Below are 13,413 nucleotides of genomic sequence, written 5' to 3'. Positions count from 1 at the left end.
GCTTATTAATTGATCGTTACTTTGCAATCTCTTGTGAATCACTCTTTCGCCTTAGTCTCTACTAAATATATCTTTTTCTCTGGCCATATAACAAGTTAAATCTAACCTTCTATAAAATTATGCTATTCCATTCTTTTATATTGAGCTGCGAACTTTAATACAAAGTAATTATCTAGGTGTGCAAAGTTCCTGCACACTAACTATAAATATTATTTAAGCTTAATACTCTTTCCCTTATCTTATTTCTGAAATCTTGCGGGGATAACACTTCTACACTTTCTCCAAACGATAGCAATAAGGCTTCTAACTCATAATTTGGTATCACATCAATTTGAATTATGGCACTTTCATCCGTAACCTCTTTTACTTTCTGCGAACCATGCAATGGCTTGGTTTCAATATATTTCCATTGTTTACGATTCACTTTTAGTAAAATCTTCTGTATACTTGTCTCTGGAGTAATAGATACACCGATAACATCATCAAAAAACGCATCAAAATCTATATCCGTATTTTCTCTATAAGCGAGCCTTGAGTTTTCTATTTTATGTATTCTATCCAATGCTACATTGGTGATACAATCAAATAACTCGTTCTTCCCAAACAAAAACCACCTGTTATTATATTGCTTAAGATAATATGGATGTAACTCAAATACAATCTCTTCTTCAACAGAAAACGGTTTATAAACAACTTTTATAACTTGCTTATTTATTATGGCATTGTATAAATCCTCAATATATTCTCGTCCTGTTAAATATTGATTCTCATCAAAACTTAATATATTATCTTCCGTTTTTAAACTAAAACTTTGTTCCAAACGCACTTTTATTTCCTCAACCCAATCAAATTGGGGCAAACCTTTAAATCTTGATAAAGTCATCAGCGATTCCTTTAGCTGCTGCGCCTCCTGTTCATTCAGCGGTTGATTATTAATCGAAAAGTTACAATCTGAATAACGATAATAGCGCTTTCTCCCCTCTGGTAATGCTTCTATCGGTGCATCAAATCCCTTAGAGTCTTTCATGAACTTGATATCATCAAATATTTGGCGGCGTTTAACTCCTGTTGAGTAAGGATCTACATCTAATAAAGCATCAGTGCATGCGTCTATTAAATCCTCAATGTAATATTTGCGCCCAGGATTGCGGAAACAGCGATTTAAAATTTGATATCGGATAGTAGCATTTTTATTTGTAGCCATTAATCAATAAATAAAATATTTTTAAAAATAATAATAACAAAAGTAAAACCATACGCTCTGACCTATCTTTTTTCATTCTGCCTAAAAATCAAATCAATTCTAACTCATAAATTAATCTTCTCCATTGATATTTCCATTCATCAACAACAAAGCATCCATATATCTTCCTTCAGACACAACAAATAAAGGCTTTTATGACTGGCGATCAACTTATAGCGATCACTTCCCCATATACATCGAAATAGGCTTAAAATAAATCCAACGATAATTTACACCCTAAAAACTTTAACGGACAGCAGGTCCTCTGGCATAAAAATCTTAATAGATAGTAATTTAAAACACAGGTAAATCGGTGTTCGTCGTCAGTCGTCAGCAAAAAACACGCCAAGCCTTCACCGTACTTTTTTCACTTAACCCTTCAATCGCTAAAAAAAGAACGGTAAAGCCAAAGGTGCTTCGCAGCTTGTCATGTTTTTTGCCCTCCTCCCTCCTCCTCACGGTAGCTCCTTTTGCTTTTTTAACCCATTCCTTCCGTAAACTCCAGCAATAAGTTAAAAAATCAACCGCTACCCATGTTAGGCTCGCCTGCAAGTCGCTTCGGGCTGCAACCATAAATATTTAATAGCCTCCGGCAGGTAGGCGGTTTTGTGTTGTCCGCTTCGCTCCCAACATATGCTACAAATCGCTATCCTTCCTCAAGCTCCTCTTTGTACCACCCTCGCTCCACTCGCAGTCGGCTCGCAAGATTGGCCAGTGTTCGCAACCCATTCCCCCTGTGAAAAAACGCTAAACAAAAATTGAGGTAATATCCACAAGGTTCATTCATTGCAACCACTGGCCAGCCTTTTCACTCCAGACTCTTCCCCACTCCAATAGTAAAACTCGAAACTACTCTCTCCCAACAATTGATACATTCCTCATCCACCATCCATTGAAAAAAAACACTCCATCCACACAACACTCAAACTAGAAAAACGCTGATCTAAACTTATCACGATGAGGAAAACGCCTTATCACTAACAAACTAACACACCCAGGCAACAAACATCTAATAATAATTATAAAACTTCACCAAAGTGGCAAATCATGAAAAATTTTCACCAAATTTTAAAAGCAAAGATAGGTCGCATTCAGAACCTATCAAGGGTATATAAACGCCTTCGTACCTCAGTCGCCCTTGACAGGTTCTGAATGCTTTTCCATATGAGCTTTTAGAAAATTGGTTCAAAGAAAAAAATAAAACAAATTGAATCCCAAACGACAAGAAAAACGGCCAAAATCCAGCTCACAATCCAACACCCCATACTTCAAACTAATTATACCTTATACGAACAGAAATCAACATTAAAACCATTATTAAATATTGAATTGAAGAGATATAAAGTTGGCAAAACAGTTAATGAATATCTCCTATTTAATTACGAAACTACCAACCAGTAGAAAGTAGCGTTGCCCATAGCAATAGCCCCTGAACCGCCCCTGACGAGAATCTTCTCTAAGCGCACTTGCGGCAATCTTGCCCGACTAGTTCCACATAAAAAATATGAGCCGGACAAAAATATTAATAACAACCCTATACCTTTGACAACATACCTGTAGTTTCATAACCAAAATAATTTCAAATAGTAAATTTATTTGCTAAATCTGATAACATTGAATATATTATAACATTGTCTTTATATCCCATTATTGGAGTAAAAACAACTAAATAACGGCATATAATATAAATAAAAACAATTACTAATATACACCTTAGAGTTCATGCAAAAAAACCGAAATAACATAGTATAAACCCTTGAAAGCCAAACGTACAAATAGCACATTTGCAAGCCCTAACACACAAGCAGATACTACTGCTTGCAAAAGATTTTTTTTGTATATCAGTATCCACCCCACCAAACCCATGTTTCCTGCCATTTCAATGACTGTTATTTTTGCCTCAAAAAATCATGAAATGCAGAAAGTCCTTAAACCGAAGCATGCTTGAGCATGTGGCCCTTCAGCAGGAAAGCGGCCAAACTATTGGAAGTTACGCCAAACAAATTGGTGTAACATGCTCGAAAATGCAATACTGGGTAAGTAAATATAAGGCCCTTGAAAAGACTCAAAAAACAGAAAGCGACACCAGCCTGAAATTTATTGACCTTAACTCATTCGGTCTTCAGAATGCACAGGTTGATTCTTTCATCTCAACAGAATCTTCGGCAACAACGGCAGTTTCATCGCTACAGGATGAGCGATTGCCGCAAATGAGCCTTACTTTTCCGAACGGCATGAGCCTGAAAATTTACTAGCTCATGATTGGGCTGAGTGCAAACTTGCAGTATTATGTGTGCTGCAAGCCTGTTGATATGCGTAATGGCTTTGATGGACTGGCCGGAATCGTGCGCAATATATTGAAGCAGGATCCTGTCAGTGGTTCCGTTTTCATTTTTATAAATCGCACCGGAACACATATAAAGCTGTTATTTTGGGACGGAGATGGTTTTGCCTTGTTTTACAAACGTCTGGAGCGAGGTAGATATTTTTTAGAAGACCAGGATAAAACAACACCATCACGACTCATTACCCGGGAAGAGTTGATGATGATTTTGGAAGGTCTTTCCTTTAAAAATTTGAAACGAAAAAAGCGATTTAAAATCAGCTGATTTTTGTTGTTAAATAACTACAAAATATAGGTTTAAATATTTGTCAGTCAAATATTTAATATTATATTTGTGTATGAAAAAACAGCACATTTCACATAGCCAAAATACTGCTCAACTGGAGGCCAAGATAGCGGCTCTGAAAGCGGATCTTTTGGAGAAAGAAGCTGTTATTTCAGAAAAAGACTCTTCTATACAAAAGCTTACGCAGGATGTAGAACATCTTGCTTTTCAGAATGATCAGATGCGTCGTTTAATATTCGGTTCCAAACGAGAACGCTTCATTCCTCAGGTTCATCCCGATCAACTTACATTGTCTTTCGAAGAGGAGGTTGCTGCTGTTTCCAAAGCTGTTAAAGAAGAGCAGGAAAAGATCCGTGTTGAGTATGAACGCAGGAAAGTCAGAAAAGAACATCCTGGCCGTATGCAACTGCCTGATCACTTGCCTGTTAACGAAATTATTTTAGAGCCGGAGCAAGACACTACAGGCATGATATGTATTGGTAAGGAAGTCACTGAGGAGCTGGATTATACACCTGCCAAGTTGTTTAAGAACCATTACATCCGTTACAAATTTATTACCAAAGAGGACGAGAAAGCCGATCAAAAGCAAGTAATTGCTCCTTTAAACAGACCTCTTCATAAATGCATCGCCAGTGCCAATCTGCTAGGAATGATCTTTACCAATAAATACCTCTACCACTTACCGATTTACCGCACCCGCCAGATGCTCATCCAAATGGGAGTTACCATTCCGGAGTCCACGCTGGAATCATGGATAAAACTTGGAGCCAATTTATTGCGACCTTTATACGTGGTACATCGATTACATGTTTTTAGGGAAATTTATCAGATGATCGATGAATCACCAATAAAAGTGCAGGATCGCAACAAAAAAGGAACGTGTCATCAGGGGTACATGTGGGTTCGGTATGCCCCATTGTCAAAAAGCGTGCTGTTTGAGTACTACAAGAGCCGATCGGCCAATGGCCCCATCGACGACTTGAGTTCGTTCCGTGGATTTGTTCAAACCGACGGTTATAGTGGCTATACCTTTTTGGCAAAAAAAGCAGGACTGACTCATTTATCATGCTGGGCACATGCCAGACGGTATTTTGATGCCGCACTGAAGAACGATCAGGAACGGGCCTCGCATGTGCTAAGCCTCATTCAGCTTCTCTATGCCATTGAGGCTATTGCACGGGAACAAAATCTATCCCATGAGCAACGGCATGCTCTGCGGCTGGAAAAAGCTCTGCCTGTAATTAACGAAATTGGAGCATACATTAACAAGCACAAAGGATCTGTAATACCAAGAAGTCCTCTGGGCAAAGCTTTTGAATATTGCAAAAATCGCTGGACAAGCCTGCAGAACTATCTTACCAACGGAATGCTGGAGATAGACAGCAATCTGGTTGAGAACTCTATTCGCCCTCTGGCTCTGGGACGTAAGAACTATTTGTTTGCCGGATCACATGATGCTGCCAGAAATATCGCAATGTTCTACAGCTTCTTTGGAACTTGCAAGAAACTTGACATTGATCCGCAAAAATGGCTAAAGTACGTCATGGAAAACATCCACATTACACCCGCCGAAAATTTCAAAGAACTTTTGCCGCAATTTATTGATAAAAGTTTGCTTCAGGAATAAGTATTTGCTCGGGCGGATACGTATATCACCAATAAATTGAGTATATGTATATATCAGGAATAAAAATCAATAATTATAGAAACTTCAAAAATTTAAACATTGAATTCAATCATGGATTAAATGTAATTATTGGACATAATAATGCAGGTAAAACTAATCTAATTAAAGCTCTTCAACTAGTATTAGATAGAGATTTAAAAGAAAAGCCTTCAATAGATGATTTTTGTAAAACTAATCTTGATTATGCTAAACCACCCTCAATAGAAATATCCATTTTTATCAAAGAACATAATGATAAGGCAGATGATAAAAATGTTGTTTATGATTGGTTGATTAATGAATCACCTGAATACACAGCTCAATTAACATATATTTTTGAGTTGCCAACAAAAAACCATGAAGAATATAAGAAACAAATTGAAGAGTGCAAAAATGGAAATGGTTTTGACCAAGAGAAATGTTTAAAACTAATAAGTAAGAAATTTCTTCAAAAATATGTTCCTCGAATATATGGCGGTAATCCCTCAAAACAAGAAAAAGCTGATTCTGAAAACCTTGAAAGGTTTGATTTTCAATTTCTGGACGCAATTAGAGATGCTGAAAGACAAATGTTCTTCGGCAATAATACATTACTAAGAGATGTTCTGAATTATTTTCTTGATTATGATCTAACAAATGGGCAAGGTTTTGAGAATCTTTCAGCCGAGAACATCGAATTACTGAAACAACGAGAGCAAGAATTTAATACAAAATCAAAAGAATTACTTAAAATATTAATTGGTCGCATAGATAGAGATAAAATACTTCAATACTCAAATGAAACAGGAGCTGATAAAGGAGGGAAACCGAATTTTGATGCAGAAATCACAGAACAAGAACTACTATTTGCGTTAAGATTAATAGTTGAAAAAAGTGGATTTAAAATACCAATAAAAAACAATGGTTTAGGATATAATAACTTACTTTTTATAGCACTTATTCTAGCAAAAATGCAAATGGAGTCTTCCAGTTATATGGGGGATAATGCTAAAGTTTTTCCTGTTTTAGCAATTGAAGAGCCCGAGGCACATTTACATCCTTCAATGCAATCTAAATTCCTCAAGTTCCTAAATACAAATAACCAAGCTCGACAAATCTTTATAACCTCACATTCCACCCATATTACTTCTGCGATAAATCTTGAAAGCATTATTTGTTTATATGATGATATAATTGGGAATTCTGCTGTTGGCTATCCTGGCAAAGTATTTTCTGAATCGAAAGAAGATAAGGATTCAAAAATATATGTTCAGAGGTTTTTAGATGCTACAAAGTCTAATATGCTTTTTGCTGAAAGACTAGTATTTATAGAAGGATTAGCGGAACAATTATTGATTCCAAGTTTTGCGCAATACTTAGAAATTGAAGACTCTCTAGTAGATAAACATGTTGGTATTATTAGCGTAGATAGTAGGACATTCAAACATTTCCTTAAACTATACGCATATGATGAGACAGACAGTCCTTATGCAATAAATAAAAAGGTAGTATGTATAACCGATGCAGACCCGACAATAAAAAAAAGTAACAAATGGGTTTCTGCTTTTCCTTTTGAATTAGATGATTCAGAAAACAGCAAATCGCTTTCTACTCATGTTACAGAGTTAAAAGAAAAATTCGAGGACAAGTATGCAAATATTTTTGTTTTCCATCCACCAGAAGGGACTGGCAAAACTTTAGAGTATGAATTATGTAAGGAAAATCCTAAGTCTCCACAGTTGATTACAGATGCTTTTCCTAGTCAAAACAGCGCACATACTCCTGATAATTATACTGCAATAATCTCAAGATATGAAGATGATCTGAATGCCATAATAGAAGAATATAAAACAAAACTAAAAATAGATAATTTAGACGAAAATAGAATCCTAAAAAGCATTTCGGAATGTACATGGGGTGATGAAACAGAAAAGAAAAAGGCATTAATTGCTGCCATTTACTACAAAGTTGTATCTAATGCTAAAGGACAACATGCGTTTTATCTTGAACAAAAATTAAGAGACAATTACAAAATCAAAGAAGATGATAAAAGGCTTGATTTTAAAGTCCCTTCTTATATTGAAAACGCATTAACCGAAATTATAAAGAAAGATGCCTGATATTAATTCCTTACCACATATATCAACCTTAAGCGATATTGAGACACACTTCAAAGTCTTTGCAGGCCCTGGTGCAGGTAAGACAAGGTGGCTAATTTCACACTTGGAGCGGGTTTTATGTGAATCTGACAGATTAAACAGAACAGGCAAGATAGCTTGTATTACATATACGAATGTCGCTGCAGAAGAAATACTGAATCGATTAAAGTGTGATAAAAGTCGTTTTGATATATCTACAATTCATAGCTTTTTATATCGCAACATTGTCAAACCATTTTCCTATTTGATTGAAAAAAAGGACGATGGTGAGATATTATTTGATTCAGCAAGTTTGGATGGACATGACGAGCATATTCCGCGTAGAGATATCATTGATTCGTGGGTTAAAAAGATAAGTGAAGGTAGAACCAAATATTGGTACCTGACTTCTAAAGAAAACTACCCTGAACTAGCGAAATGTTTATCAGATGCTGATTGGTTTTTTAATGACACAGGTATTCCGCAATTGAAATTTAGAAACCAATGGACAATTTCTACGGCTAGTAAAATTAGAATGCCATCTACTAAGTTATTGGAATACAAAAGAGTATGTTGGAAAAAAGGAATTCTTTACCATGAAGACGTATTATATTTTTCTTATCTAATTCTGACTCGTTCACCAAGGGTTGCAGAATTTGTTAGAGCAAAGTTTCCATATATTTTTATTGACGAGTTTCAGGATACAACAGAAATACAAACATGGCTTATTGATAAAATTACAGAACAAAACACAATAGTAGGAGTCGTAGGGGATATTGCACAATCAATATATAAGTTTACAGGTGCAAAACGAGCTGATTTTATTGATTTTAAAAGAGATAAAATTTCGGAATATAAATTAAATCACAATCATCGCTCTACAAAACGTATAATTGACTTTCTTAATCAACTTAGATCCGACATCAATCAAGAATACGGTCAGGGACAACCTGATGGAGTTTCTATTAATGTATTGGTTGGGACAATTCAGAATGCAAAAGTTTGGTATGAAAGAAATTTTCCTGATTCACCACTTTATATTCTTACGAGAAAAAACACGACCGTCTCTGAAATAAACAACCAAATTGGTACAGCTAATACAAACCTCTTAAAAGACTTGTATTCGAATGATACAAATCCGCAAAGAGTAAGGTTCGTACACTCTTTATTAATGAGCTTTAAATTTCATAAAAAAGGTGATTTAAAAAATGCTTTAAATGAAATTTATAAGTCTTTACGTAGAGTAAGTGGTACATCCGTTTTAAAATTAAGCCTAAAAAGGCTTGCGATTAGAATAATCGATTCATTACAAATTGATGCAAATAGAAATAAAACGATTGCAGAATTTTATTTAGAATTAAGAACTTATGTATTAGATGAATATGGTTTCAAAATTGGAAGCAATTTAAACCGAGGAAATGCTAAAACATTTTATGAAAATCATAACCTAAATGAAATTCTTCCTTACGTAAAGGTAGACACTAAATCCGACGATAAAGTAAGAACAATTCATAGTGCAAAAGGAACTGAATTCAAAAACACTCTTGTTCATTTCGAAACTACAAATGAATTTAGGAACTATATACTTAATGGTCTGAATCACATTGACGATGCAGAGGATGATTGTCGGATTTATTATGTTGGTTGTAGTAGGGCAAAAGATAGACTGTTTATTAGTATTCCAGACTTTAATCAGGATGATATAAAGAAATTAGAAGAAATTAATGTAAAATATGAAACAGTTTAATGCCACCCCTAAAAGTCAAGTACATTGTCTAGTCACACAAGCTGACACACAACCAAAACCAGTCAAAGAGCTCGCCTTGCCAACGCATGAACTGACCGAGAAGATAAAGCACGAAACGCTATCACGTAATATACGTAAACCGGATGATGTCGCTAATTTAAACTTTTGTACATTTTCTCAAATTCACAACGGTTTAACAGGTTGGAGCTTCGAAATCTCGGCCTCCACATATTGCCATCCGTTTGTGTGCCATACAAAAAAAAGAGACCGTGCATAAAATAAACGAAATAGTATATCATGATTGCCAACGCGCATTTGACACATTTGCAAGCTTCAACACACGAACAAATACTTCAGCTTGCAGCTATTATGAGAAAGCAATTTACGATAAGGAAACTATCTATGCTAAAGTATTGGGATTTCTAAGTACAGGTTTGGATGTCAAGAAATATCATGAAGGAGATGATAGTAAGAAGAGTTTCGTTAATGCCAAAAGTGATGAAGAAATGTTTAATGACTTTTATCATGGGAATGGCTCGTTTCATATTACTATAAATAAAGGTCTCATCAGGCATTCCCAATAAGTACTATAATTCTCATATGGTTATAACGGGAATGTTAGCTGAACTCTGTCCTGTTGTTTTTTTACGATTTCAAATTAACTCATTATTTTTCTTTTAACCAATTTCTAAAAGCTTCATCGGGGAGCTTATGATTTTTGCCAAGGGCGGCTGAGGTACGAAGCCGTTTATATACCCTTGGCAGAACTCATAAGCGGACCTACCTTCGCTTTTATAATTTGGTGTGTGCTCACAGATTGATAACAAACCTCCCCTCAAACATGATACAAAGCTGCTGGGCTGTCAATGCCCAGTTCTGTATGGGTTGAGTCCACTTTTTCGATATGTTTTCGGTGGCCAGATAAATGAATTTCATCAAAGCCATGTCGCTGGAAAACGCACCCTTGGTCTTGGTTACCTTGCGAACCTGCCTGTGGAAGCCTTCAACGGCGTTTGTGGTATAAATCAGCTTCCTAATGGGGGCGTCATATTTAAAGTAAGCGGACAGCTCCTCCCAGTTGTCGTTCCACGAGCGCAGCACCACGGGGTACTTTTTGCCCCACGTTACTTCTAGGTTAATCAGCTCGCTCTCGGCTTGTGACTTGGTTGGGGCTTGGTTGGGGCCTGGTACACTTTTTTCAAGTCCTTCATAAATTCTTTCTGGTCTTTGGAGACCACGTATTTGAGCGAATTCCGAATTTGGTGTATCACGCACTTTTGAATTTCTGTATCGGGGAATATGCTTAATATCGCCTGTGAAAAACCCGTCAGATTATCCGTACAGGCAATCAGGATATCCTTTACTCCGCGGCTCTTTAGGTCTGTCAATACCGACAGCCAGAAGTTAGCGCCCTCGCTTTCGGAAATGTACATCCCTATGAGTTCCTTCCTGCCCGCTTTTGTTGATAGCCAAAATTTTGTATACGGCCGGGCGATACTACCCTTCCCCCGTCCCTTACCTTGTAGTTGCATAGCATCCATCCAAACAATGGGGGTAAACATCGTCTAGGGGTCGGTTCTGCCACTCCTTGACCTGTGGGATCACCCTGTCGGTAATGTTGCTCAAAACGGTGGGGAAACCTCAACGTCGTACATGTCCCGGATATATGATCCGATGTCACGTAGGCTCATACCCTTGCCGTAAAGGCTAATAATCTTGGGGGCAAGGCTGTCTGCCAAAACGGTCTGCCGCTTCTTTACTATTTCGGGCTCAAAATCCCCGTGGCGGTCATAGGGCGGTTCAATGTCCACACTACCGCCTTCGGATCTAACCGTTTTGTTACCCTTGCCGTTGCGCTTATTGCCCTGGGAGCGACGCTCGGAGGTCAAATGCTCGTCCATCTCGGCCTCCAAAGCGCTCTCCAAAAACTCCTTTATAATGGGTGCAAATACTCCACCCTTACCCGTCAGGGATTTACCGCTCTTTAACTGTTCGAGTGCCATATCACGCATAGCGATATACTCGGGGTTCAATTCTTTTTTTTCCATAATCTTCAAAAATATAATTTTTAAATTATGGACAGAGTTGAGTTTACAGTCTCAATATAACCTTCAAGAGACCTTACTTACTATTTCGGTTTCGAGGGTGCTAAAGAGATGGAATATCCAAATTGCAACAAGTTATAGAACTTACTATTAGATAATTCTTTTACATTGTTAAACCTAATGAAATACTTATTACCTGTTTTATTTTCTTTATAATACAATCTTGTTTTAAAATCTAGGAAGCCATCGTAGTGATCCGTAACATCTTCATCAAAAGAGTTATGTCGCATCTGTTTATAATTTAGTTGTAGAGACAAGTCTGCTCCAAAATTTTCGAATTTTAATACCTCTCCGTCAAAACCGAATTTATATGATATCATATTAATGGGGTCAGCTTCATCTTCTCCATGTAATATATTTGTGTAACTGTAATCAAGCCCAGTAATTAAATTTATCTTACCAGTGCTTAGATATAGGGAAATAAGGTCTAAGCTTATTCCAAAACTTACATAAGATTGCTGATCTATTTTTAATTTATCAATACTTGTTGGATCTGAGAGATTTTCTACTGAATAATTTTTGATGCTTTCATCAAACTTTGAATATCTAAATAAAACATCTATATTTTTCAAAAAGAAAATAGGCAAATTGATTGCCTTAAAATTGAATATATCAATTGATGTCTTTGCTTCTGTCTGAATTATACCATTATCCGCTTTATCAATTAGCCCCATAAAATCAGTATATAGATTCAATTCTATCATAGAGTTTAGATCTGAATTGTACAATATCCCTTGCTTATCATTTCCTTGTGACAATATTATCTTTGATGTCCCTCCTGAGAAATATCTTTTACCTATTTCGGGTATCCATTGTAGATTATCCATAATATTTATATACAAATCTATGTTTGAGGGGTTGCGTTTGAATAATCTTAATCTTCTATATTTGTGCCATGAAGACAATAGGAATATATAATTCGTCATATATGATTCTCCTTTTGTTGTAATAGCATTAATCTCAAATATTGCACCGTCTCTTATATATATTTCTATGGTTTTTAACTCATCTTTACATTCTGGATCATCTTTACTTCTGTCTTTTATAATTAAATCATAATTCTTGATAAAGAAATTACCTAACGTATCACTTTTCAAGGAAGTGATGCTGTCATTCTTTAACAATTCGTCAACTTTATTCTGTAGCTTCTCAATTTTATTAATTAATTGCGCAGAAACCGTATCTACTTTATATACAACACCTTGAAAAACACTATCAGTTGAAGCTATAATATTCGCTGATGCTAAAAAAGAATGGAATAAAACTACAAAGAGAATTAATAGGCTTTTCATAACGTAAAATTTAAGCACATAAATAACATTTATAGATGCTAATGTCTGTAATTAAAAAACAAATGTCAATACCTAATCTTTCTAGCATAATTATATTCAGTATCACTAGCGTCCGGTAAAAAGTAACCGGATCGAACATTTTCATGAACTATCAAGTTTTGCCTACTTCTGAGTTACCACATAAAAAAGTAAGACATGGGTAAAATATGCCCGTTGGAGGGGGGCAACATCACCATTATTTCCAATTACTATATAAAATCCAATTATACAAAACCACTTTGTATGACTTGGCTATTCAAAGTAACCAGGCCACATAAAAAAAACAAAATGGCTTATATTCAGCAATAATAAAAATTTATTGTATATCAAAAAAAGGTCTTTACAACAATGTAAAGACCTTTATACCAAACCTAACCATCTATCCTAGCTACCAAACCTCGACTTACCAAACATCCATCTTAACAACAAAGAAACAAAGTAACTTACTACTGTTCCTATAACAGTGTATACTACTGTTTCAACAATATTATGCAAAGTAATACTTTTTAAAATAGCAACCAAACTCCCTCCTATAAAACCAACTTTACTATCCATTTGATCCTATTTTAAACAC

10 protein-coding genes and 1 pseudogene are annotated in these 13,413 nt (G+C 35.9%); 6 read left to right on the top strand and 5 right to left on the bottom strand.

What is annotated here, in order from left to right; all coding sequences use genetic code 11:
• Nucleotides 1-196: 196 nt before the first annotated feature.
• Entirely contained in the window at nt 197-1,204 is a 1,008-nt protein-coding gene (locus CYTFE_RS0105325) for a helix-turn-helix transcriptional regulator (protein ID WP_027470970.1), read from the bottom strand.
• 369 nt (nt 1,205-1,573) lie between these two features.
• Complete coding sequence (locus CYTFE_RS0105320; protein WP_027470969.1) at nt 1,574-1,816, bottom strand: hypothetical protein; 243 nt, start codon at nt 1,814-1,816, stop codon at nt 1,574-1,576.
• 1,337 nt (nt 1,817-3,153) lie between these two features.
• On the opposite strand from CYTFE_RS0105320, the gene tnpA reads away from it, so the two are divergent.
• From tnpA to CYTFE_RS0105280, 6 genes are all read left to right on the top strand, one after another.
• On the top strand, nt 3,154-3,498 hold the full coding sequence (tnpA, locus tag CYTFE_RS0105310; RefSeq protein WP_027470968.1) for an IS66 family insertion sequence element accessory protein TnpA: 345 nt from the start codon (nt 3,154-3,156) through the stop codon (nt 3,496-3,498).
• Between the two features lie 3 nt (nt 3,499-3,501).
• The gene (gene tnpB, locus CYTFE_RS0105305; protein WP_027470967.1) at nt 3,502-3,852 is read left to right on the top strand and encodes an IS66 family insertion sequence element accessory protein TnpB; all 351 of its coding nucleotides are present in this window, start codon (nt 3,502-3,504) and stop codon (nt 3,850-3,852) included.
• Nucleotides 3,853-3,925: 73 nt separating this feature from the next.
• On the top strand, nt 3,926-5,500 hold the full coding sequence (tnpC, locus tag CYTFE_RS0105300; RefSeq protein WP_044262597.1) for an IS66 family transposase: 1,575 nt from the start codon (nt 3,926-3,928) through the stop codon (nt 5,498-5,500).
• 44 nt (nt 5,501-5,544) lie between these two features.
• Entirely contained in the window at nt 5,545-7,638 is a 2,094-nt protein-coding gene (locus tag CYTFE_RS0105295) for an ATP-dependent nuclease (RefSeq protein ID WP_027470965.1), read from the top strand.
• Complete coding sequence (locus CYTFE_RS0105290; protein ID WP_027470964.1) at nt 7,631-9,403, top strand: UvrD-helicase domain-containing protein; 1,773 nt, start codon at nt 7,631-7,633, stop codon at nt 9,401-9,403. Before CYTFE_RS0105295 ends, CYTFE_RS0105290 begins: the two co-directional genes overlap by 8 nt.
• Before the next feature lie 269 nt (nt 9,404-9,672).
• On the top strand, nt 9,673-9,987 hold the full coding sequence (locus CYTFE_RS0105280) for a hypothetical protein (RefSeq protein WP_027470962.1): 315 nt from the start codon (nt 9,673-9,675) through the stop codon (nt 9,985-9,987).
• 226 nt (nt 9,988-10,213) lie between these two features.
• On the opposite strand, the pseudogene CYTFE_RS25085 reads toward CYTFE_RS0105280, so the two are convergent.
• From CYTFE_RS25085 to CYTFE_RS29840, 3 genes and pseudogenes are all read right to left on the bottom strand, one after another.
• Nucleotides 10,214-11,415 (bottom strand): annotated as a pseudogene (locus tag CYTFE_RS25085) (IS256 family transposase).
• A gap of 116 nt (nt 11,416-11,531) precedes the next feature.
• Entirely contained in the window at nt 11,532-12,800 is a 1,269-nt protein-coding gene (locus CYTFE_RS0105260) for a hypothetical protein (RefSeq protein ID WP_027470958.1), read from the bottom strand.
• Nucleotides 12,801-13,223: 423 nt separating this feature from the next.
• Nucleotides 13,224-13,394 (bottom strand): hypothetical protein, encoded by a 171-nt coding sequence (locus CYTFE_RS29840; RefSeq protein WP_154665621.1) that lies wholly within the window; start codon nt 13,392-13,394, stop codon nt 13,224-13,226.
• Between the last annotated feature and the right edge of the window lie 19 nt (nt 13,395-13,413).

Source organism: Saccharicrinis fermentans DSM 9555 = JCM 21142 (genome assembly GCF_000517085.1).
Classification (GTDB): Bacteria; Bacteroidota; Bacteroidia; order Bacteroidales; family Marinilabiliaceae; genus Saccharicrinis; species Saccharicrinis fermentans.
Note: the sequence above shows the minus strand (reverse complement) of the source record. Positions and strands in the feature narration are given on the sequence as shown.

Bases quoted from the DNA above. Each gene is read 5' to 3' on its own strand.
- CYTFE_RS0105320 (WP_027470969.1), bottom strand. From the start codon at position 1,816: ATGGTTGCAGCCCGAAGCGACTTGCAGGCGAGCCTAACATGGGTAGCG.
- tnpB (WP_027470967.1), top strand. From the start codon at position 3,502: ATGATTGGGCTGAGTGCAAACTTGCAGTATTATGTGTGCTGCAAGCCT.
- CYTFE_RS0105260 (WP_027470958.1), bottom strand. From the start codon at position 12,800: ATGAAAAGCCTATTAATTCTCTTTGTAGTTTTATTCCATTCTTTTTTA.
- tnpC (WP_044262597.1), top strand. From the start codon at position 3,926: ATGAAAAAACAGCACATTTCACATAGCCAAAATACTGCTCAACTGGAG.
- CYTFE_RS0105325 (WP_027470970.1), bottom strand. From the start codon at position 1,204: ATGGCTACAAATAAAAATGCTACTATCCGATATCAAATTTTAAATCGC.
- CYTFE_RS0105290 (WP_027470964.1), top strand. From the start codon at position 7,631: ATGCCTGATATTAATTCCTTACCACATATATCAACCTTAAGCGATATT.
- tnpA (WP_027470968.1), top strand. From the start codon at position 3,154: ATGAAATGCAGAAAGTCCTTAAACCGAAGCATGCTTGAGCATGTGGCC.
- CYTFE_RS0105295 (WP_027470965.1), top strand. From the start codon at position 5,545: ATGTATATATCAGGAATAAAAATCAATAATTATAGAAACTTCAAAAAT.
- CYTFE_RS29840 (WP_154665621.1), bottom strand. From the start codon at position 13,394: ATGGATAGTAAAGTTGGTTTTATAGGAGGGAGTTTGGTTGCTATTTTA.